Source organism: Pseudomonas sp. F1_0610, assembly GCF_047470865.1.
GTDB lineage: Bacteria > Pseudomonadota > Gammaproteobacteria > Pseudomonadales > Pseudomonadaceae > JAZDRH01.
Window position 1 is genome coordinate 39968 of sequence record NZ_JAZDRH010000011.1, and the last position, 23540, is coordinate 63507.

General features: G+C 42.5%; 21 protein-coding genes. 5 read left to right on the top strand and 16 right to left on the bottom strand.

What is annotated here, in order from left to right; genetic code table 11:
* Positions 1-159: 159 nt before the first annotated feature.
* From VQ643_RS08045 to VQ643_RS08075, 7 genes are all read right to left on the bottom strand, one after another.
* Entirely contained in the window at positions 160-633 is a 474-nt protein-coding gene (locus VQ643_RS08045) for a DUF2269 family protein (protein WP_414199090.1), read from the bottom strand.
* Positions 633-1922 carry an SDR family oxidoreductase gene (locus VQ643_RS08050; protein ID WP_414199091.1) on the bottom strand — a complete coding sequence of 430 codons (1290 nt, stop codon included), beginning with the start codon at positions 1920-1922 and terminating at the stop codon, positions 633-635. Before VQ643_RS08050 ends, VQ643_RS08045 begins: the two co-directional genes overlap by 1 nt.
* A gap of 91 nt (positions 1923-2013) precedes the next feature.
* On the bottom strand, positions 2014-2853 hold the full coding sequence (locus tag VQ643_RS08055; protein WP_414199093.1) for a DUF817 domain-containing protein: 840 nt from the start codon (positions 2851-2853) through the stop codon (positions 2014-2016).
* A gap of 71 nt (positions 2854-2924) precedes the next feature.
* Entirely contained in the window at positions 2925-3794 is an 870-nt protein-coding gene (locus tag VQ643_RS08060; RefSeq protein WP_414199095.1) for an AraC family transcriptional regulator, read from the bottom strand.
* Between the two features lie 66 nt (positions 3795-3860).
* A complete protein-coding gene (locus VQ643_RS08065; RefSeq protein WP_414199097.1) occupies positions 3861-5006 on the bottom strand; it encodes a MalY/PatB family protein in 1146 nt (381 codons plus the stop codon).
* A 116-nt stretch (positions 5007-5122) separates the two neighbouring features.
* Complete coding sequence (prpC, locus tag VQ643_RS08070) at positions 5123-6259, bottom strand: 2-methylcitrate synthase (RefSeq protein ID WP_414199098.1); 1137 nt, start codon at positions 6257-6259, stop codon at positions 5123-5125.
* A gap of 313 nt (positions 6260-6572) precedes the next feature.
* On the bottom strand, positions 6573-7262 hold the full coding sequence (locus VQ643_RS08075; protein WP_414199099.1) for a GntR family transcriptional regulator: 690 nt from the start codon (positions 7260-7262) through the stop codon (positions 6573-6575).
* 275 nt (positions 7263-7537) lie between these two features.
* On the opposite strand from VQ643_RS08075, the gene VQ643_RS08080 reads away from it, so the two are divergent.
* The 4 genes from VQ643_RS08080 (at position 7538) to pabB (ending at position 11954) form a co-directional block, all read left to right on the top strand.
* Positions 7538-8083, top strand: a complete 546-nt coding sequence (locus VQ643_RS08080) for an ATP-dependent zinc protease (RefSeq protein ID WP_414199101.1) — start codon at positions 7538-7540, stop codon at positions 8081-8083.
* Between the two features lie 5 nt (positions 8084-8088).
* Entirely contained in the window at positions 8089-9597 is a 1509-nt protein-coding gene (locus VQ643_RS08085) for an inactive transglutaminase family protein (protein WP_414199102.1), read from the top strand.
* A 4-nt stretch (positions 9598-9601) separates the two neighbouring features.
* The gene (locus tag VQ643_RS08090) at positions 9602-10588 is read left to right on the top strand and encodes an alpha-L-glutamate ligase-like protein (protein WP_414199104.1); all 987 of its coding nucleotides are present in this window, start codon (positions 9602-9604) and stop codon (positions 10586-10588) included.
* 61 nt (positions 10589-10649) lie between these two features.
* Positions 10650-11954, top strand: a complete 1305-nt coding sequence (pabB, locus tag VQ643_RS08095; protein ID WP_414199105.1) for an aminodeoxychorismate synthase component I — start codon at positions 10650-10652, stop codon at positions 11952-11954.
* 4 nt (positions 11955-11958) lie between these two features.
* Here the strand turns inward: pabB and msbA are convergent, their stop codons facing one another.
* The 5 genes from msbA to galE all read right to left on the bottom strand — a co-directional run bounded on the left by msbA (position 11959) and on the right by galE (position 17973).
* Positions 11959-13773: a lipid A export permease/ATP-binding protein MsbA gene (gene msbA / locus VQ643_RS08100; RefSeq protein WP_414199107.1), complete on the bottom strand. Its 1815-nt coding sequence runs from the start codon at positions 13771-13773 to the stop codon at positions 11959-11961.
* Positions 13774-13797: 24 nt separating this feature from the next.
* Entirely contained in the window at positions 13798-14502 is a 705-nt protein-coding gene (gene hda / locus VQ643_RS08105; protein WP_414199108.1) for a DnaA regulatory inactivator Hda, read from the bottom strand.
* 14 nt (positions 14503-14516) lie between these two features.
* On the bottom strand, positions 14517-15647 hold the full coding sequence (locus VQ643_RS08110) for an AI-2E family transporter (protein ID WP_414199109.1): 1131 nt from the start codon (positions 15645-15647) through the stop codon (positions 14517-14519).
* A gap of 211 nt (positions 15648-15858) precedes the next feature.
* Entirely contained in the window at positions 15859-16845 is a 987-nt protein-coding gene (locus VQ643_RS08115) for a DUF2066 domain-containing protein (protein WP_414199111.1), read from the bottom strand.
* Between the two features lie 105 nt (positions 16846-16950).
* Positions 16951-17973 carry a UDP-glucose 4-epimerase GalE gene (galE, locus tag VQ643_RS08120; RefSeq protein WP_414199113.1) on the bottom strand — a complete coding sequence of 341 codons (1023 nt, stop codon included), beginning with the start codon at positions 17971-17973 and terminating at the stop codon, positions 16951-16953.
* Positions 17974-18281: 308 nt separating this feature from the next.
* Here galE and VQ643_RS08125 point away from each other — a divergent pair, with 308 nt between their 5' ends.
* Positions 18282-18686: an acyl-CoA thioesterase gene (locus VQ643_RS08125; RefSeq protein WP_414199115.1), complete on the top strand. Its 405-nt coding sequence runs from the start codon at positions 18282-18284 to the stop codon at positions 18684-18686.
* A gap of 43 nt (positions 18687-18729) precedes the next feature.
* Here VQ643_RS08125 and VQ643_RS08130 read toward each other — a convergent pair whose 3' ends face one another.
* The 4 genes from VQ643_RS08130 to VQ643_RS08145 form a co-directional block, all read right to left on the bottom strand.
* Positions 18730-20709, bottom strand: a complete 1980-nt coding sequence (locus VQ643_RS08130; protein WP_414199116.1) for a polysaccharide biosynthesis protein — start codon at positions 20707-20709, stop codon at positions 18730-18732.
* A 157-nt stretch (positions 20710-20866) separates the two neighbouring features.
* Positions 20867-22504, bottom strand: coding sequence for a chaperonin GroEL (groL, locus tag VQ643_RS08135; RefSeq protein ID WP_414199117.1), 1638 nt, complete (start codon positions 22502-22504; stop codon positions 20867-20869).
* Between the two features lie 45 nt (positions 22505-22549).
* Positions 22550-22843: a co-chaperone GroES gene (locus VQ643_RS08140; RefSeq protein WP_414199119.1), complete on the bottom strand. Its 294-nt coding sequence runs from the start codon at positions 22841-22843 to the stop codon at positions 22550-22552.
* Between the two features lie 185 nt (positions 22844-23028).
* On the bottom strand, positions 23029-23490 hold the full coding sequence (locus VQ643_RS08145) for an FxsA family protein (protein WP_414199121.1): 462 nt from the start codon (positions 23488-23490) through the stop codon (positions 23029-23031).
* Positions 23491-23540 lie beyond the last annotated feature (50 nt).

Genomic DNA, 23540 nt, shown 5'->3' on the forward strand with positions numbered 1-23540 from the left:
AAGTACGTTGTTCTAAACGCACCAGGCTTTAGCGCGTGCAGATCAGTAAAGCTAATCTGGAATAACTGACGGATAGCATATATTTTGTCTTTACTTTATTACCTGCTAGCTATGTATAAAGCCAATTAAGCAGGCTTTTTGGTTATCTCGCAGCCTCCATTAAGTAAAAGCCAACTCTTTAAATACCATGCAATAAAAAATAATAAGCATCATGATAAACGCAGGACAGCCTAAGGCTATCCAATAACGCGTGTACTTATAATATTGGTTAGGCATCGGCTGGTTTTCCTCAGCCGCTTGCATGGCTAAATTGCGCATTTTCAGTTGCAACCAAAGTACAGGCAACCAGCAAGCTCCCACTGCAAAATACAGCCATAACGCGGAGAAAATCCACCCAGTAGTCAGTGAAAGCCCCATCAGATGCACCAATCCCAGCCCCGTCACTAATTGCACAATTGCTGCGGGAGCGGTAAATACAGTATCGGCAATAACCACAGTACGTGCCGTCTGTGCTATATGTGCAACATCTTGGCGCAAATGTGCGATTAGCATAAAGAAAGCAATACCAATACCTGTTCCCATTAACACAGTGGCTGACAAGATATGCAGCCACTTTAGCAATAAGTACAGCATTAACGACGATCCGTCATTATCCAAAGTGCTGCAATAGCTGGAATTAGCACCAGATTTTTAGCCAACCCTGCTAAAGGATCCAGCCACAATAAAGGGGCTGTTATGCCTAAAACAATACTATAACCAATAACACTTGCTCCCATTAAGCCAATGGCCCAACGCGTTCGCCAAGGTGTGGCTAGCCAAATCGCAAGCAACAAGTCAAATACACCAAAAATACGTGCCATAAGCGCAGGCTGCCAATTCTCTAAAAAGGAATTCATCGCCATAGCTTGAATTTGCCCAGCGTCGGTAAACAGTCCTAAGTAACCACTAATTAACCAGACAAGAATCAGCATCACGCGCAAAGTAGGCGCTAAAAAATATAACTGGGCATGCCAGCGATCTTGTACTTGACTAGGGCGAGCACTAAGATTTTGCTTTAGTGATTTAGGACTATAACCAATGTCTTTTGCTAGCTTTTCATAGGCTTGTGGCTGCGCAACATTACCTCGTTGCAACATACGCCACATAGTTTGGCCAATAGGGCCAGAACCTATCACATCAGAAACCTTAACCTGTGCAGCAATAAACCACTGGGGGAAAGGAATAACCTTTTTTCCTGCAATATTAAGCCAACGTCGCCATTGCATTTGGTATTCATGCAGGCTCATAACTTCTGGCCCGCCTGCCTCAAACAGACCTTGCGTTTGATTTATAATGGCATGTACAACCAGTTGTGCTACATCTTCACAGGCAATGGGTTGCATCGGCCAATGACCATCACTTGGCTGTAAAGCCACTAACGGAAAGCCAGCAATAGCTCGCAATAGCGAGGTTCCACCGTAAGAGCCACTACTGGAGTAAACCAGCGAAGGGCGTAAAACAACAGATTTTAATGGCAAGGCTAATAAGCGTTGATCAAACTCGTGCTTGGTCGCTAAAAATTCACCATCTTCTGCACTGCCTAATACAGAAATTTGAATAAACTGGTTAACACCAGCTTGTGTACAGGCATCTGCAAGCGTTAAAGGCCCTACAATATGAATAGCTTTAAATTTTTGCGTAGCTGTTTCACGTAGAATACCGGCCGCATTAACAACCACATCAACATCTTTTAGGCTTGGCAGCCATTCTTGTGCCGTATTCATTGCGCTGTAATCACAATAGCGCTCATTCTCTCTAAGCTCACCATTGGCTTTGCGCACGCCACGCAATACATTAAAGCCTGCCTGCTCTAAGGCGGCAATAATATAGCCAGCAATAAACCCACGCGCGCCAACGACTAACACATTTTTGGTTGTGCTCATGTAAAACAGTGACCTTTCATCTTAGCGTTGAGAAACAAACCTTATCTTACCAAAAGAGAAAAGTAATGACGGGAATTAATCTTTTTGCTGATTATTTAGCAACAGTAATAGTTGCTTTAATATGTTTTAAATAGGCCACAATAGTAAAGGTGACTATGACCAATAATGACCATGACATCCACTTACCCACATGCACCACTGACCATGCACCTAGTTGATCTGGATATTGCCAAACACCAAAAAATGTACCAAAGTTTTCAGCCAGCCAAATAAAGAAACCAATTAATATAAAACCTAGTAACAAGGGCATTTTACGTTCTTTATCATAGGGCGTGAAATACACAAAGGTACGCGCATACAAGCCAAAAATAAAAGCTGTTAAATACCAGCGATAGTCACCAATAAAGTGATGCGTGAAAAAATTTAAGTAAATTAAAATAGCAGTTAAGGTGGCCAACCAATAAGACGGGAAAAACTCAATACGCACCTGCAAGAAGCGCCAAGCCTGAATAATATAACTACCGACGGCAGCATACATAAACCCTGTAAATAGTGGCACACCAAACAATTTGGTGTAGGCAAAATCTGGATACTGCCATGAGCTAATAGCACTAGAGGTTTTAAATAGCTCCATGACAAAACCTACCACATGAAACACACAGATAGCTTTAAACTCATCCCAAGTTTCCAACCTACGCCAAAGCATCAACAACTGAAAACTGACAGCTAATAGTAATAAAAAATCATAGCGGGGCAGCCCTAAAACACCTTGTTTTGGCACTAGAAACAAGGCTAAAAAGAAAAAGCCTGCAAATAAGCAGGCACGCGCTTCTTTAATACCAAAGAAAACAAACTCTAAGCAAAAGCGTTTAAACCCTGTCCATTGGCTAGCTGGCAAGTTGAGCAAATAATGATCTATTTTTTGCAGCATTAAACAAAATTCCCACAATAAAAACGCTTGCCATGTGGCAAGCGTTCGTCTCTTTTATTAGATGACATGAGTTATACCAGTGGCAAATAGACATCTGTCACCAATTCATGTTCAGCCACATCATAAATAAAGTTGTGATACTGAAAGAATAAAGGGTAATCCCGCAATTGCTCACCTGTTTCTAACAGCCATTGACGGTACAAGTAATAGGCCGTATCACTAATTCGATCATGCGAACCTAAATGCCGAGCAACAGCACAACGCCCTGCTGGAATAACAGCGTTTTTGATGCCATAACTATTATTTTCATCAATTGCTTGGGTAACACTTCCACACAGCGAGAATCTAAAATCTTTAGGTTCTGTGGTTTGAGGGTCGCAAGGCGCCAAAGCATAAGTTTGACTAGTTGCCACAGGCGATAAACCTGTTGCTTTTCGCCATTCAAAAAACGTTGCCGCTGTCTGGAAAATTAACTCTATCGCCCCTCTATGCTCAATAGTAGCTACCTTTGTTTCTGGGAAATTAACTATTTTTACGTCCATAACCTGCACCTTCTGATAATTAGGATTAGGCTTACGGGCATGCCATTGCAGCCAGTTTGGCTGTTGACGAAACTGTCTAGGGCTTTGTCCGCAAGCTTGTTTGAAGGCACGCGTGAAAGATTCAGGACTTTGAAAGCCTGCCGCTAATGCAATATCAATAATTTTTTGATGATGATTAAAGGCCAACTGATAAGACGCACGTTTTAATTTCAACCATTGAATGTAGCGCCCTACAGAAACACCGTAATACGCAGAAAATAGTCGATGGAAATGAAATACAGAAAAATGCGCCTCACAACTTAGGCTTTCTACACTTAGCGTTTCATCCAAATGCTGTTCTATATAGTGCAGCACCTTGGCAAAACGCTGGGTATAAATATCATGCTGTTTCTTTGTCATCGCAGCCTCCATAACCGCTACTTTGCCAAACAAACTTTATGAAAACTTGACCTATCTTGCTCTCTTTTATAGTTGTTCAATTGCCTTTTGCATACGTTCTAAAGCCGTTTCCAGCAAGCGACGTGAGCAACCGAAATTCAAGCGTAAAAACTGTCGATCACCAAACTCACTACCCGCAGATAAGCCAACGCCAGCCTGTTCAAAAAAAGCTTGTGGATTAGCCACTGGTAACGCCGAGGCATCAATCCATGCCAAATAGGTTGCGGCAAACGGCTGCAATTGCAAACCTTTCATTTGATTAACTTTTTCCAGCACTAGTTGATAATTGCCCCGAAGATAATCTAATTGTGCTTCAAGCCAAGCTTGCCCATCTCGATAAGCTGCTGTTGCCGCAACATAGGCTAAAATATCAACACTTGGTACAAAGCCTAGTCTCTCTTGGCAAAAGGCTTTACGCAATTGTGCGTTAGGAATAATCGCAAAAGAAGCACCTAAACCAGCAATATTAAAGGTTTTAGAAGGCGCCATTAACGTAATAGTGCGTTGTTCCGCATCGGGACTTAATGAGGCTATAGGGATATGACGCGCCTTTTTATCTAAGATAAGATCACAATGAATCTCATCTGAACAAATAACAAGATTATGCTGTTGTGCAAATGCCAGCTGAGTTGTTAATTCTTCTCGAGTATAAACAGTACCGCCAGGGTTGTGTGGATTGCATAAAATCATCATAGAGGCGCTAGCTTCTACCGCAGGTTCACAAGCCTGAAGATCTATAACCCAGCGTGTGTCTTGCAGTATTTGTGGTGCTTTTACTAATTGACGTTGCTGCTGGCGAACTGCGCGCTGAAAAGGTCCATACACTGGATTAGGCGTAATCACTTGATCGCCTTCTTTGGTAAAGGCTCGAACAGATAAATTTAAACCACACACCAAGCCTGGGAGAAACACCAACCAGTCTGGTTGAATTTTCCAGTCATAGAGCTTATGCATACGCTCAACAATTACTTCAATCAATTCTGGAGGCGTATAGCCATAGCCAAATACACCTTGTGCCACACGCGTTTGCAGTGCCTCAATAACCGCTGGTGGAGATTTAAAATCAACATCTGCAACCCAGAGTGGAATCACATCTTGATTAGCATATTTATGCCACTTCTCACTGTCTGAGTGAGTACGATCTATGACTTCATTAAAATTAAATGTGAACATAATGAGTTTCCTACAGGCATAAAAAAGGCTGCACAAGGCAGCCTTCTAAACTAATATCCAACCTAGCAACAAACAAGCTATTTGATCATTATTTTATGGTTTTTATTCTTTTTAGCCTATGCCGATTTACGTTGGTTTAGTGGGGTAACATGGCGTTGCTCAACACCTACATATTCAGCACTTGGACGAATAATACGGTTATTTGAACGCTGCTCAATCACATGCGCTGCCCAGCCAGCCGTGCGTGAACAAACAAAAATAGGGGTAAATAACTTAGTTGGAATACCCATAAAGTTATAAGCGCTGGCATGGTAGAAATCTGCATTGGGGAATAAGCGTTTTTTATCCCACATTAGTTGTTCGATTTTTTGTGATACAGGCACTAATAGATCATCACCCACTTCTTGCCCTAAGGTCATAGCCCAAACTTTAATGACTTCATTGCGCGGGTCAGACTCGCTATAAATGGCATGACCAAAGCCCATGATCAATTGTTTTTCTGCCATCATTTGCAAAATGCCAGCTTCTGCTTGCTCCACACTGCTAAAGCTTTCAATCAAGTCCATTGCGGCTTCGTTAGCACCTCCATGCAAAGGTCCACGTAACGAACCAATAGCGCCAGTTACACATGAATACATATCTGACCATGTAGAGGCACAAACACGTGCAGTAAAGGTTGAAGCATTAAACTCATGCTCTGCATAAAGAATTAATGAAACATTCATTACGCGACGATGTAAATCACTAGGTGAATGACCATGCAATAAAGCGAGGAAATGACCACCAATATCTGGTTCATTGGTTGAACATTCAATACGCTTACCTGAATGACTGTAATGATACCAGTACAACAGAATGGCTGGAAAAGCAGCTAATAAACGGTCTGCGACTATATTTTGGTCAGCAAAAGAGCTTTCAGGAATTAATGTGCCCAAAGTCGCACAGCCCACACGCATTACATCCATAGGATGTGCAGACGCAGGAATACGTTCTAATACTTCTTTTAATGCACTTGGCAAATCACGCATTTGCTGTAAACGTGCCTGATAATCAGCTAGCTGAGCCTCACTAGGCAGCTCGCCATATAACAATAAATAAGCGACTTCTTCAAACTGACATTCACGTGCTAATTCACGTACGTCATACCCACGATACGTTAAGCCTGCCCCTTCTTTACCAACAGTGGACAGCGAAGTTTGCCCAGCAATTTGCCCACGAAGCCCAGCACCAGTCAGTTTTTTTGCAGTTGCCATTATTGTATTCCTCTTTTTATCAAGCGATTGCAAAGCCCGCTTAGCAAACAGCAAAAGAGTTCTCTGCTTTCATTTTGCATATACTCACTGAGCGCAACTGTTAAGCCTTGAAGTCCTACTGCCTTACTAATTTGTGCTTTGTAAAATGATTAAACTGTTATTGGTAATATGTGTGCTTGCGCTGAAGGACGGCTATACGACTATAGCCACATACACTCTAGGTGTACTTAAAAATATTTATATATCAATGAGTTACAAAAATAGAAGGCATTTAAATTTGTTCTAAAGTCGTAGACTATAGAGTCATATTTTTCTACTTAGGTTTGCTTTGCTGCGCGTAATAATTCTCAATATTTTTCCTAGAAGCGGCAATATGACGACGCATTAATAGCTCTGCTAATTCCCCATCGCCTTCTGCAATAGCATCTAAAATACGATGATGCTCAACATAAGCTTGGGCGGGTCGATTCGGTGTGGTAGAAAAACGTATACGGTACATACGCACGAGATGATAGAGCTCATCACATAACAATTTAGTTAGCATCTTATTACCACTGCCCTGTATCACGCGATAATGAAAATCATAGTCGCCTTCTTGTTGATAGTAGCCTGTTCCAGCCTGAAAAGAAGCATCTTGCTCATGGGCATAAAGCAAGGTGCGTAATTGAGCTATTTCCGTTGCTGTCATACGTTGGGCAGCTAAGCGGCATGCCATACTTTCTAACGACTCACGAATCTCATATAGCTCTATTAATTCAGCCGCTGTTAAAGATACCACTCGCGCACCTACATGAGGTACACGCACCAGTAACCGCTGCCCTTCTAAACGATGGAGAGCTTCACGTAAAGGTCCACGGCTAATGCCATAGGCTTTGGATAATTCTGGTTCTGAAATCTTGCTGCCTGGCGCTATATCGCCTGCAATAATAGCTTTTTGTAAGCGTTTAAATACCTGCTCTGCTAATGTTGAGCTATTTTGTAATGATTCTGTAGTATTGGTCACAGTTAGGGTTCTTAACTATATTTTTTTGAACTCATAAGCACATCTCTTTTCATATGAGACATGCGGCTACATATAGGATAGGCATATTGGGGTATTTTCTGCCAGAATACGCCCGCATTTAGCTTATCACTAGCTATTTTATACTTTGAATAGCCTTCGCTATACTCATGGTTATTTTTAATCAGGAAGATTAGAATAGTCCGCCATTAAGTGTGTGTTTACACGCAAAACAAAGATAATGCTATCTTTCCCAAACAGCAGTTACTTAGGTACTTATGAAGATTCGATTTTTTGCTTTATGTTGCAGCCTATTCGCACTAAACGCCTTCGGTAGCAGTATGCCTTTGACTAAAACAATTTATGGGCTTAATGAACATGTTAGCCTTCCCTCACTAAATCTTGAGGCACCTGCCAAACTGGATACAGGAGCAGCCACTTCATCCCTTAGCGCTCACAATATTGAACAATTCACCAAAGATGGTGAGGATTGGGTCCGTTTTACGTTGGCTATTGAAGGCGCCTCAGATGAAGTATTTGAGCGTCCTATTTCACGTATCAGCCGCATTAAACGCCGTGCTGACGACATCCCAGATGATGATGAGGATACCCATAGCTCTCGTCCAGTTATTGAAGTTGAACTCTGTATGGGTAACAGCAAGCAGTTAATTGAAATGAACTTAACTGACCGAACCTCTTTCCAATACCCTGTTTTAATTGGCTCAAGTGCATTGAAACAATTTAAAGCAATTATTGACCCTAGTTTGAAGTATGCGGCTGGCAAACCTGACTGCACTATTAAAACTGAACCTGAAGCTGAGTAATTATCATGCGCTCATTAACTCTTCATCTCAAAATTCTGATTTTTGTACTGGTAACCTTAGGTGCCGTCGCAACTTGCTATCAGATTTTTGTGCTGAAAGTACCTGTTACAGAAACTGAAACTAACACGCTATGGACTGTTGAAGCCAAACTTGACTTCAATGCCAATAACCGTGACCCCGTTAAAGTGCAAATGCATATTCCGCCGCTTACTCAAGACTTTATGAGTATGGCTGAGCATTTTGTTTCAAATAACTATGGTGTTACGGTAAATCGTAGTGATGACAACCGTAAAGTAACTTGGTCTTCACGCCGTGCAAATGGAAAACAGTCCCTTTATTATCGAGTAGTGCTTGCACAGCGCTATGACCAAACCGATAGTAAAGGCCCTACATTCCGTGACAGCCTGCCTGTTGAAGGGGCTGAAAAAATTGCGGTAGAAGCACTATTATCGCCAATTCGCCAACACTCTGCGGACCTTGAAACCTTTATTAGTGAAGCCATCAAGCGGGTGAATAACACGAATGATGATAACGTCAAGCTATTGTTAGCTAATGACACTTCAACAGAAAATAAAGTACGAGTACTAGAACTACTGCTTTCCGTAGCTCATGTGCCAATGCAGCGTGTACATACCTTACGTTTATCTACTAGCCATCAACAATCTCAAGACCTTTGGATTCGTAGCTATAACGGCAAGCAATGGCTATATTTCAATCCTGAAACAAGCCAGTCTGGTTTACCTAAAGATCGTTTAATTTGGTGGTTAGGCGATGCTCCTCTACTCACAGCAGAAGGCACTGTTAACAAGCCTAATATCAGCTATACCGTTACTCAAAGTGAGCAAGCTGCTTTACTGCTAAAAGGCAGCGACGCTAGCGCTATGGGTTACCCTATGTATGAGTTGCCACTGCAAAGCCAGCAAGCGTTCAAAATCATGGTAATGATTCCAATTGGCGTATTAGTGATTTTGATTCTACGTAACATTGGTGGCTTACAGACCTTAGGTACCTTTACCCCTGTACTGATTGCTTTAGCTTTCCGTGAAACACAGCTGGGCTACGGTATTTTGCTATTTACTATTATTACAGCATTGGGCTTATCCTTACGTTCCTATTTAGAACATCTGAAGCTGCAAATGCTACCGAGGCTATCGGTTGTTTTAACCTTTGTGGTTATTTTAATGGCGGTTATCAGCTTGCTCAGCTACAAGCTCGGTATTGAGCGTGGATTATCAGTTGCATTATTCCCAATGGTTATCTTAACCATGACGATTGAGCGTCTATCTATTACATGGGAAGAGCGTGGTGGCTCAACAGCCTTTAAAGTAGCCATAGGCACATTAATTGCTGCTGCCTTAGCTTATTACTTAATGAGCCTGCCGCAGCTAAGTTACTTTATCTTTACCTTCCCTGGCATCTTATTAGTCTTAATTGGCTTTATGTTGGCAATGGGACGTTACCGCGGCTACCGCTTAACCGAGTTATTCCGCTTTAAAGCGTTCGTGAAGGAATAACGCCATGTTCGGATTATTCAAAACATGGAAACAGCTCAATGAGCGCGGTATTATGGGCATCAACCGCCGTAACGCAGACTATGTTTTAAAATACAATAAACGTAATCTGTACCCCTACGTTGATGACAAGATTCTAACCAAACAACGGGCCATCGAGTGCGGCATTCATGTGCCTGAAATGTATGGCATTATTTCGACTGAGAAAGAGATTTCAAACCTTGAGAAAATTGTTTCTCAACATAAGGACTTTGTAATCAAACCTGCTCAAGGTGCTGGCGGCGATGGCATTATTGTTATCGCTGACCGCTTTGAAGGTCGTTATAAAACTGTTTCAGGCAAAATTGTTTCCCATGATGAATTGGAATATCAGCTTTCTAATATTCTCACTGGGCTTTACTCACTAGGTGGCGCGCGTGATCGCGCACTCATTGAATACCGTGTATCACCTGACCCTATTTTCAAAAGCATCAGTTACGAAGGTGTTCCAGATATCCGTATTATTGTCCTAATGGGCTACCCTGTTATGGCTATGTTACGTTTACCTACTCGCCAATCGAATGGCAAAGCTAACCTACACCAAGGCGCTATTGGCGTTGGTGTGGATCTAAAAACAGGGCTTACCCTAAAAGGTACTTGGCTAAATAATATTATTACCAAGCATCCTGATACAGCAAATGATGTAGCCGGCGTTCAATTGCCTGACTGGCAAGGTTTCATCAACTTAGCCGCCAGTTGTTATGAACTCTGCGGCTTAGGATACATTGGTGTGGATATGGTTCTTGATCAAGAAAAAGGGCCTCTGATTCTTGAAATTAATGCCCGCCCTGGCCTAAACATTCAAATCGCTAATGACACTGGGCTTACTTTACGCACCCATGCGGTAGAGCGCCATTTAGCTGAGTTGAAGAAAAATGATGTCAAAGAAAGTGTTGAAGAGCGCGTTAAGTTCTCCCAAGAACACTTCGCAGCCAGCTTACCTACAACAGTGTAAACTACATCCTTCCTTCTGAAAGATTAACGCCCGCTTTGCGGGCGTTTTACTACTACAAACTATGCTAACGAGTATTTACCATCCCTTACCCTATGCCACTAACCCAGCCACCTACTTTGCCGCTTTAGCGCAACTAGAAGGGGCTATTTTGCTGGATTCAGGCGCGCCCATAGCCCAAGGGCGTTATGATATTTGCTCAGCATTACCTGTAGCACAAATTCAGCCTGAAACCGGTGAACTTGGCTCAGCTTTTTTAGCAAGAGCGCAAAGGCTTCTCAAGCAACAAGCACCGGCTAGCAATTGGCATGACCTCCCATTTAGCGGCGGATTACTGGGTTTTTTTAATTATGAGTTCCGCGCTGATAGCCCTTGCCAAAGCCCTCAAGTAGCACGTATTGGCCTTTATGAATGGGCAGTGATTAGCGACCATAAGCAACAAAAAACTTGGCTTATGGTACATCCACATTATCAAGGATCTATTGATCAGCTGTTTCAATTACTGGCTATTACAGAACGCCAAACCACTACAGCGTTTAACTTATTATCGCCCTTTACTGCCGATATCACACAGGCTGAGTACAACCAGAAACTTAGCGCAATCCAAAACTATATTTTGGCCGGTGACTGCTACCAAGTGAATTTCACCCAGCGCTTTTCAGCGTCTTATACTGGCGATCCTTGGCAGGCCTATTGCCAACTACGACAAAGCTGCCCCACACCTTTTGCAGGCTTTGTACGCCTTGCAGAAAATGAAGCTATCATAAGTCTATCTCCTGAGCGTTTTATCTTTTGCCAGCAACGTCAAGTAGAAACCAAGCCAATTAAAGGAACGCGGCCACGGGCTTTCGATTACTTAGAAGATCAAGCCTTAGCCAATGAGCTGGCATTTAGCGAAAAAGACCGTGCAGAAAACCTGATGATTGTCGATTTAATGCGTAACGATATTGCTAAGGACTGTGTTATTGGCAGCGTTAAAGTACCTCGTTTATTTGCTATTGAAAGCTACCCAAACGTACACCATTTAGTCAGTACTATTACAGGCCAGTTAAAGCCGACATCTAGCGTGTTCGACTTATTTGGCAACTGTTTCCCTGGTGGTTCTATTACAGGCGCACCGAAAATACGTGCCATGCAAATCATTGCAGAACTTGAACAAGGTGAGCGCGGTATTTACTGCGGCTCATTATTTTATTTAGATAATCAAAACCGCTTTGATAGCTCCATTTGCATACGCACTCTACGTGCACAAAATGGCATTATTGAATGTTTCGGCGGTGGCGGTATCGTCCTCGATTCGGATATCAAGGACGAATATCAGGAAAGCTTAGATAAAATCAGCATTCTCATGCGTACACTAGAGCGCTAACAGCTCAAGCAGGTGCTTGAGCCATATCGTCCTTTTCATTTTGTTTAGCATGCAGACTGAAGTAGAAACCTTCCAGCGCTAATAACGCTTGATGCGTGCCACGCTCAACAATCTCACCTTGATCCATAACCAAAATCAAATCCGCTTTTTCAATGGTAGAAAGGCGGTGAGCAATAACCAATGTTGTTCTATTTTGTGTGGCATTATCTAAAGCAGCTTGAATATGACGTTCAGATTCAGTATCCAGTGCTGATGTTGCTTCATCTAAAATGAGCAAAGGTGCATCCTTTAACAATGCACGCGCAATGGCTAAACGCTGGCGTTGACCGCCTGACAATAAGACGCCATTTTCCCCAACAAGTGTTTCATAGCCGTCTGGCATGCGTTGAATAAACTCATCGGCATAAGCGGCTTGAGCAGCTTGCTGCACTTGCTCCAAAGAGGCGCCAGAAAGTTCGCCATACGCAATATTATTGGCAACAGTATCGTTAAATAAAGATACTTGCTGAGTCACCAGCGCCATATGGTGGCGTAAATTAGTTAATCTAAGGTCTTCAATTAACTCACCATCTAAACGTATTTCTCCCTGCTGATAAGGGTAAAATCGCGGGATAAGATTAGCCAGCGTTGACTTACCACTTCCAGAACGTCCCACCAAAGCAACCATTTGCCCTGGTTCTACGCTAAAGCTAATGTTTTTTAGAACGGCTTGCTCTGTACCAGGATAGGTAAAGCTTAAGTTTTTAACCTCTAAACGCCCCTCAACTTGCTCTAATACTTTAGTGCCCTGATCAGTTTCCTGCACTTCATCCAGCTGCTCAAAAATACTTTCAGCACCTGCAACACCGCGCTGAATGGTTGAACTTACTTCAGAAAGTTGACGGATCGGCTTAGGCAGTAGACCGGCCATAGTAATATAGGCAATCAGATCACCTGGAGAAGAATCACCACGTAAATACAGCACTAGAAACATCAATACCCCCATTGCCATATAAATCACAATCTGCAATGACGGTGTATAAATAGCGCTGGTTCGCACCATGCTGAGTTGACGATGAGTATTGCTATCACTGGCTTCTAAAAAGCGCTCTTTCTCATATGTTTCGCCACCAAAACTACGTACAACGCGATAGTTATGAATGGTTTCAGAAGCAACATGGGTAACATCTCCCATCGCTGATTGAATTTTTTTACTGTGTTTGCGAAATTTCTTACTAGCGACACTTACCATCACTGCAATCACGGGCAAAATAGCAACCATCACCAGTGTCAGTTTCCAATTCATCCACAGTAAAGTGCCAAATAAAAATACAACTGTCATACCTTCACGTACAACAACTTTAATGGCATCGGTGGCAGCCCCTGTAACCATAGTTACATTATAGGTAATACGCGAAACTAAGTGCCCTGAGTTCGTATTATCAAAATACTGGTTGGGTAACGTCAGCAGATTATTAAAAAGCTTAACACGTAAATCATGCACTAAACCTAATGAGACCTTGGCCAAGAAGAAGTTACCCAAAAAAGTACCAATTCCCTGCCAGATAGCAATAAATACAATTAACAAGGGAACAGCCTGCAATAACTGAACCTGCGGCATCCATAGAATGTCCTTAAATAGCGCTGCACTAGGATCGGATAGGCCATCAACAAAGTATTTGAGGATATACGCCAACATTGGTTGGGCAGAGGCGAAAATTAAAAAACCAACAATACTTATAACAAAGAAGAAAATATAAGGTTTAACGTAGGTTAAAAGGCGAAAATAAATTTTTAGGCTTGAAGCATCAAGCTGTTGTTCCTGATCTTTTTTACTCATTCAATTATCTTCAAAATTTTAAAATTACCACTTCAATACAGCTTTAACAAAAGGCACTGTTAACTTACGCTGCGCTTGTAGTGAGGCTTGATCTAACTGTTCGAGAATATCAAAAAGGCTGGCCATGCTGCGTTCCCCACGGGTTAAAATGAAGTTACCAACTTCATCAGAAAGCTGCAGGCCGCGACGTGAAGCACGCAGTTGTAATGCACGTAACTTATCGCTATCACTTAAGGCTTGAAGTTGAAAAACTAAAGCCATACTCAGGCGTGATTCAAGGTCGGCTAGCTTTATACCCAATTTTTTGGGTGAGGCGTCAGCCCCTATTAGCAAGTGTCGACCAGCATCACGCAAGCGGTTAAATAGATGGAAAAGGGCTTCTTCCCATTCTGGTTTGCCAACCACCATTTGAATATCATCCAAGCAAACCAGCTCACAGAGTTCTAAATTATCTAAAATTTGAATACCATGCTCTGCCACAATGCTAAAGGGCAAGTAAACAGCACGATCGCCTCTATCTTGCACACGAATGCAGGCTGCTTGTAATAAATGGCTACGCCCTACCCCTGAGTTGCCCCATAAATACACAAGATTCTCAACCCAATCTGCATCCGCCTCACAAATACGCTCTACATAACCAAGCGCCACTGCATTAGCGCCTGGGTAGAAATTGGTAAAGGTGGCATCATCACGCAGACGCACACCTAGAGGTAACTGTATTGGATCCATGCAAACTCGTAATGCTAGTTAGGTTTTTCAGGCTTTTTCTCAGGTGCTAATCCTATCACTTCTGGCGTAGCTTCGACACTCTCGGATGCATCTGCTTGATAAACATCAGAGGCTTGATAGATACGGTAAATATGACGCAGCAATACCACAATAATAGACGCCACAGGCAAGGCTAATAATATACCAGTAAAGCCAAAGAGCTCGCCGCCTGCAAGAATGGCAAAAATAACAGCGACAGGATGCAAGCCAATTTTATCGCCCACTAGCAATGGTGTAAGCACCATACCTTCCAATGCCTGACCAATAGCAAAAACAACAGCAACGCCAATTAATACGTAAGGATCAAGCCCAAATTGGAAGAATACAGCCGCTAATGCAGCTGAGATGCCTACGACAAAGCCCATATAAGGCACAATACTTGCCAAACCTGCCAACAAACCAATAATTAAACCGAGATCAAGCCCAATCAGGCTTAAGCCTAGGGCATAAATGGTGCCCAAGGCTATCATTACCATCAGTTGCCCACGAATAAAAGCCCCTAATACTTCATGGCATTCATGGGTTAAGGAAAGAATTTTGGCTTCTTGCCCTCTTGGTAAAATATCACGAATACGCTGCAGTACTAGATCCCAGTCGCGCATAAGATAAAAAGCCACTACAGGAATCAGCACCATATTGGCGATCCAAGCAAAAAACGCTAAGCCTGAATGAGTAATTTTTTTAACTACTATTGAAATAATATCTGTGGTTTGGTCAAGATTACCGGCTAAAGACGCTTTAATTTTATCGGCTTTAAATACATCGCCAGATACGCCTGCTTTCTGTTGTGCCCAAGGCATCACTGTATGCTGCAACCAGTCAAGAAAATTAGGAATCAAACCAATTAATTTGGCAATTTGAGAAGAAAGCAAAGGCAATAGAATCAAGAGTGTAATAATTCCAACCAAGCTCAAAACAGCAAAAACAACAACGACACTTAACGTGCGACTTAATCCTTTTTTGGTTAAAAAATCCACCACAGGATCGCCTAAATAGGCCAGTAAAAAAGCAATAAGAAAGGGCGATAAAATAGGCATTACCGCATACAGAAATAAACAAATCAGTAGTGCCGCTAAAATCCATGGCCAGCTTTTAGGTAAGCTCATTGCCTATCCTCTCGTTAAATAAGGTGCTGCTCTAGCCCGCAATGACGCAAGCTAGGCAATCCTCTAAAATAAAGGCCATATCATAACGGATTCTGCTTAGATTTTTTTGACTTTATCTGTACCACAAATAAGAAAAAGGCAGTGTGCTAGATGTGAACAACTGCCTTTTACATAATGCCTCTATATTATCTCGTGTGGACGTGCGCAATAACTACCAAGCAAATACCAACTGATTACTAGGCACTTGGCTACCATCTATAGACTTAGCTACTTGCTCACGTAGTTTGGCTAGCCCAAGCTGACTGCGAATTTGCTCTTTGCTGGCACGAACTCGCCACACTTGCTGATCACCTTCGACACGAACAAGTTCAGAGGAAAACGGTGCAAGCCACTGCTCTAGCTGAGCGTAGCGTTCTAAATTAACGCCATGAAAATGCAGCTCTAGTTGCTCAGCTGATTTGGCATCTACAATAAAGCGTGGCGCTAAGATCTGATTTACCTGCAAGAAAATTTCTTCGGCTAAGCCATCAATACCTTCACCTTTAGCGGTGCCTTTATACTCTTGGCCTGCATAATTGAAGGTCCAACTACCTGACCAATCCAAGCCACGCTCTTTAGCACTAACAGCCAGCACGCCTTCTGCTGCGTACTTAGCAGAAGCCTGTAATAAGGCTTGCTTATCATTTAAAGCACGTGCATTACTAAAAGCTTGCTCTTCTAAATCACCAATAGGTAAACGCACCGCCAGCCCACGATAATGCGCTGCTTGATAAACAGCACCAACACCTTGACGACCATCACTTAGCAAACCAGCACCACTTAAGCGATCAACAACCCACCAGCTTACAATCAATGGTCGATTATCTCCCCAAGTTTCAACGCCTGCCTTTTGAAAAGCAGCATCAACAGCCGCCTGATCATAATCAACAACTAAGGTATTGCCTTCAAAGCCATAGCGCACATACAAACTATCTGGCTTTTGCACATAGTTTGCTAAAGCACCTTTAGCCGCTTTATCTGAACCTGTTAAGCGTTGTATTAAGGTTTGCATAGATGTTTGCAAGCCTGCATCTCGTATATCAGGCTCTTGGCTTTCTAGGCGCTCGCGTACCTGATAGAAGTTGTCAATTTGGACAGCTTGAGCAGACATAGTCCACATGGCTAAAAAACTGGTTAGCAAAATAAGGAGAATGCGCATAATGGATCTCGAACCTTATACAAAGAGAACATACATTAAACAGCCACTGACAATTGAGCAACTGTTTAACGCTCAGGCTTAGAAACAGAACAAATATTTAGCCTTTTATTGGGCATAACCCTTAGGGTTATTTTTTTGCCAGCGCCAAGTATCTTGCATCATATCTTGCAAGCTATATTGAGCTTGCCAGTTTAATTCACGAGCTGCTTTTTCAGGATTTGCCCAGCATTCTGCAATATCACCACTACGACGCTGCACTACTTGATAAGGCACGGCTACACCAGCGGCTTGCTCAAAAGCTTGAATCATCTCAAAGACTGAATATCCATTGCCTGTCCCTAAATTCCATACATGACAACCCGTATGCTGATCTAAATAATTTAATGCCGCTAAATGCCCATTGGCTAAATCAACCACATGAATGTAATCACGTACACCCGTACCGTCTTTGGTGGGGTAATCATCACCAAAAACAGAAAGTTTTTCTAACTTACCCACAGCAACTTGGCTGATATAGGGCAATAGGTTGTTGGGTATGCCATTAGGGTCTTCACCGATCAGGCCGCTTTGATGCGCACCAACAGGGTTAAAATAACGTAATCTAGCCACGTGCCAACGTGGGTCTGCTTTAACCATGTCTTGTAAAATCTGCTCAACCATTAACTTACTTGTACCGTAAGGATTGGTTGTATTGCCTGTTGGCATACCTTCATGAATAGGCATCTGCTCAGGCTCACCATAAACGGTGGCAGAGGAACTAAATACAAGCTTAAAGACCCCTGCAGCCACCATAGCCTCACACAGATTAATAGTGCCTGCTATGTTATTGTCATAATAACGCAGTGGCTGTTGTACGCTTTCGCCCACCGCTTTCAAACCTGCAAAATGCACAACAGACTGCACACTGTAACGTGAAAATAACTGATCTAAACAGGCTCTGTCGCGAATATCGCCCTGTACAAAAGTGAGGGTTTTGCCTGTAATTTGCTCAACACGCTTTAATGACTCAAGCGAGCTGTTGGATAGGTTATCTAGCACTAATACGTTAAAACCAGCTTGCAGCATTTGCACTGCGGTGTGTGAGCCAATATATCCTGCACCGCCAGTTAATAACACATAAGCTTCCATCAAAAACTCCCGCACTACCACACATGATATGTAGCAAGACTACGCAAATAGTAAAAATTAAGGGCTAATGATAGGTTATCTATTGTTTTTAATCCAAGCTTTCTAGCTGAACTTGTCACTGAGTTGAAGTAAGACAAGATGAATACAAGAGAGAGAATTAATCACGAGCTAAGATGCGCGAACTTTTCTCTCTTATCACATGCCGCTGGCAAATTACTGCTACAATTTACAGATAATTTAAACCTGTATTACACGTTATCGTCAGCGAACGAAGTTAGGTTAAGCATATTTGCCTTGCAGGAGAGGACATGAATTTTCATACACGCAAATGGGTTAAACCCGAAGATTTAAATCCCAACGGTACACTTTTTGGTGGCAGCCTGCTCAAGTGGATTGATGAAGAAGCAGCGATTTATGCCATTGTGCAGTTAGGTAACTCACACGTGGTAACCAAACTTATCTCTGAAATTAACTTTGTCAGTTCCGCACGCCAAAGCGATATTATTGAACTAGGCATAGAAGCCACGCATTTTGGCCGCACATCTATCACCTTACGCTGCATTGTGCGCAATAAAATTACCCAGAAAAACATTCTGACGATTGATCGCATGGTATTTGTCAATATGGGCGCTGATGGCAAACCTGCGGCCCACGGTAAAAATCAAATTACCTATAGCCCAGACGACCAACCTGGAAACACACGTAAAGACTAATAAATAGCGCCAGTCTGTATTAAATAACAGACTGGTGATCTTGTTATGCTGGGTGCTGTTGCATATATAGCAAATCAACCAGCGTATTTTCTGGTTTATAACCATCTACGGTTACCTGTAGAAGCTGTCTAATTGTCACACAATCTCCAGCTTTGGCGGCTTGACTTAAACTCAACAGCATTGCAGATAACTCTTTCCATGGAAGCTTTTGCTCATTAGCACGCATAATCATACTATGCTCAGTGGCTACCACATTATCGCCAATTAAGAGCTCCTCATAGAGCTTTTCACCTGGGCGCAGCCCTGTATATTCAATGGCAATATCCCCATTAGGCGTTTGCTCATCTTTTAAGCTCAAACCCGTCAAACGAATCATATTCTGCGCAAGGTCCGCAATTTTAACGGGCTCACCCATATCCAAGACAAAAACATCCCCCCCTTGCCCCATGGAACCTGCCTGAATCACAAGCTGAGCCGCTTCTGGGATAGTCATAAAATAACGTGTGATATTTGGATGCGTCACAGTTACAGGGCCGCCTCGCTTAATTTGCTCTCTGAAAAGAGGAATTACTGAGCCTGATGAACCTAAAACATTACCAAAGCGCACCATAGTAAAACGGGTTTGATTTATCACCTCTTGCTGGCTTTGAAATAGCCGCAAGTGCTTCTCCCCCGCCATTGCTTGCAAGATCATTTCCGCTAAACGCTTAGTAGCCCCCATTACATTAGTTGGGCGTACGGCTTTATCTGTAGAAATCAGCACAAAGTGCTCAACACCAGCTAACACTGCCATCTGCGCTGTATTTAAAGTACCAAACACATTATTTTCAATGCCTTCGGCAATATTAAATTCCACCATAGGCACATGCTTATACGCGGCTGCATGGTAGATGGTTTGCACTTGCCAAGTTTTCATCACCTCTAACAAATGTGCAGAGCTACGAATAGAGCCTAAAATAGGAATGACTTTTACTGGCAAGGCCAATCGCAAAATACTGTTCTCTAACTCTTTATGAATAGCATAAAGATTATATTCACTGTGCTCATACAAAATAATACAACTAGCACCCTGCTGCACAATCTGACGGCATAGCTCAGAGCCAATAGAACCACCCGCTCCTGTAACCATTACGATTTTATTTTTAATGCAATGATCTAATAACTCTGTACGAGGCGCTACAGCATCACGCCCCAATAAGTCTGTAATATCCACATCTTGGATATCTTGAACTTTCACCTTACCACTGGCTAAATCCATAAACCCAGGAATACTGCGCACTTGAACAGCATAAGCACTTAGGGTTTGAATAATTTCCCGACGTCTTGAGCGTGGTGCTGAAGGCAAAGCTAACAGCACTTCAACCGCCCCCGTTTCAGTGAGCATCTGCTCTATATGCTTTGGTTTATAAACTTTTAGCCCAGCAATAGTGCGGTTAGCAATGGACTCATCATCATCTAAAAAAGCCACAGGCAACATTTGCCTTCCCAAACGCAATGAAGCCACTAACTGATTACCTGCCGAACCTGCACCATATACTGCCACTCGCTTAATTTCTTTATTTTGTGTAAAAGGCAAATGCAAATCAAAAGGGTTATACCATCCCCCTAAAAAATATTGGCGCATCAACAAACGCAACCCACCTAGTAACAACAAAGAAATGCACCAATAGTTCAATACCATTGAACGTGGCACACTTGCCTCTGTATTAGTTGTAGCCCAATACACAAATAAAACAAAAATAAACCAAGCAACAGTTACAGCTTTGGCGATATTAATTAAAGCTTCCTTACCCAAATAACGCAGCACCGCACGGTACATCCCCATTCGAATAAAAATAGGAATAGCGATAATAGGCGCGCCTATAAATAACATGAGGTAATTAGAAAACAAGTCGAAGGTAACCGAAAAGCCTAAACGAACAACAAAAGCTAACCATAAAGCTAACCATATCAGCGCAATATCTACACTAATTTGTAAAAAACGCTTATTCCGTCTAGATAGTTGCAGCAGCCATTCCTTCATTGTCTTTAGCCTTAAAATCAAACTGGACGTATGATACAAATAATTGCTCAGTACCGCATAAGATAAATCTATTATAGTTAACTGGATGCTATTATTTATTCGCACCTAAAACAAAAAACCGCAGTCAAAGCTGCGGTTTTTTGTTACAGACAGTAGATTACATCATACCGCCCATGCCACCCATTCCGCCCATATCAGGCATTGCAGGTGCGCTTTCTTCTTTAATTTCGCCAACCATTGCTTCTGTAGTGATCATTAAACCACCAATTGAAGCCGCCGCTTGTAATGCTGAGCGGGTTACTTTGGCTGGGTCTAGAATGCCCATTTCAATCATATCGCCATAAACACCAGTGGCTGCGTTAAAGCCAAAGTTGCCTTGACCCTCTTTAACTTTAGATACAACAACACTTGGCTCATCGCCTGCGTTTGCAACGATTTGACGTAATGGAGCTTCTACTGCACGACGTAATAATGCAATACCAACGTCTTGGTCTTCATTATCACCTTTTAAGCCTTCGATAGCTTGTAGTGAACGTACTAAAGCAACACCACCGCCAGGCACTACGCCTTCCTCTACTGCAGCACGAGTAGCATGCAACGCATCTTCAACGCGTGCTTTCTTCTCTTTCATTTCAACTTCAGTAGCAGCACCTACTTTAATAACTGCAACACCGCCAGCTAGTTTAGCCAAGCGCTCTTGTAGTTTTTCTTTATCGTAGTCAGATGATGTTTCTTCGATCTGCTTACGGATTTGAGCAACACGCGCTTCGATATCCGCTTGATCACCTGCGCCATCAATAACTGTAGTTTCATCTTTATTGATCAGTACGCGTTTAGCGCTACCTAGGTGTTCTAGAGTAGTAGTATCTAGGCTTAGACCTACTTCTTCAGAAATCACAGTACCGCCTGTTAGGATAGCGATATCTTGCAGCATTGCTTTACGGCGATCACCAAAGCCAGGTGCTTTAACAGCAGCCACTTTTACAATGCCGCGCATGTTGTTAACTACCAACGTAGCTAAGGCTTCACCTTCAACATCTTCAGCAACAATCAATAGTGGGCGACCAGATTTAGCTACGGCTTCCAGTACTGGCAGTAACTCACGGATGTTAGAGATTTTTTTATCAACCAATAACAATAGCGGGCTTTCTAGCTCTGCAACCATAGTATCTGGTTTGTTGATAAAGTATGGCGATAGGTAGCCACGGTCAAACTGCATGCCTTCAACAACAGAAAGCTCGTTATTTAGACCTGAACCTTCTTCAACCGTAATAACGCCTTCTTTACCTACTTTTTCCATTGCTTCGGCAATGATGTTACCAATTTCAGTATCAGAGTTAGCTGAAATAGTACCTACTTGAGCAATAGCTTTAGAGTCTGCACATGGCTTAGCTAAAGCTTTTAATTGCTCAACAATGGCGATAGTGGCTTTATCAATACCACGTTTTAGATCCATTGGGTTCATGCCAGCAGCTACTGCTTTTAAGCCTTCATTTACGATAGCTTGAGCTAGTACTGTAGCTGTTGTAGTACCGTCACCGGCTTGGTCATTAGCTTTAGAAGCTACGTCCTTAACAAGTTGAGCACCCATGTTTTCAAAGCGGTCTTTCAGTTCAATTTCTTTAGCAACTGAAACGCCGTCTTTAGTGATGAGTGGAGCACCAAAACTGCGCTCTAACACTACGTTACGGCCTTTAGGGCCTAATGTTGCTTTCACTGCGTCAGCTAGGATATTCACACCAGCTAGCATTTTTTGACGACCAGTATTACCAAATAAAACTTCTTTTGCAGCCATGGATCATTTCCTCAATTCTTAATTAAAGTTGTCTTCAATAAGCGATTAGGCTTCAACGACAGCGAGGATTTCACTCTCACTCATTACTAACAGCTCTTCACCATCTACTTTGATGGCGTTGCTGCCTGAGTAAGGTCCAAATACAACTTTGTCACCCACTTTTACAGCTAATGGGCGCACTTCGCCGTTATCTAAAACACGGCCAGTACCAACAGCTAAAATCTCGCCCTGATTAGGTTTTTCAGCCGCGGAGCCTGGCAGAACAATGCCGCCAGCAGTTTTTGTTTCTTCTTCACTACGGCGAATAACCACACGGTCATGTAGAGGACGAAGCTTCATTGTCGATCTCTCCTAACAAGTCAATTACATTTACCGAGATATTCGGTATAGGTTAAATAAACCAGATTTCTCTGGCTACAAGCCGCTACTGCCGCTTGTTAAATTGGGATATAGGTTGCCCTACATGTTTCCTATAATTGGGATCAAAAAAATGATTTCAAGGGGGGCTGTAAAATTTTCATGGTTTAGTCATCTTTACGTTGATATTCGCCTTCCAGCACCTTGGGTTCAGTGCTTTGCGCTGTATCCGCGTCATAGGTTTGCCCTTGGTTCTGATAGAAACCATTTTTATGCATGCTCTGTGCAGTGCTGCGGCGTTGTAGCTGCTGGCCTACCAGACTGCGTATCGAAGGCAGCAATAACAACAAACCAAGAATATCCGTGATAAAGCCTGGCAGTAGCAATAGAAAACCCGCCAACGCCATAAATAAGCCTTGAGCCATTTCACGATTAGGCATTTGCCCTTGAGCTAAGCGTTCTCTTGCTTTAACAGCAGTTGATACACCCGCAATACGAATTAAACTCACCCCGAGTATGCCACTTAAAACCAATAATAAAATGGTCATTCCTGCGCCAATAGCACCGCCTACCTTTATTAGCAAAAATAATTCAAGCAACGAAAAAACTAAAAAAATAATTAATGGCATAACCTGCCCCTGTGTATTTGTTCTATGAAAGATGGTGTTCAATACGCAAC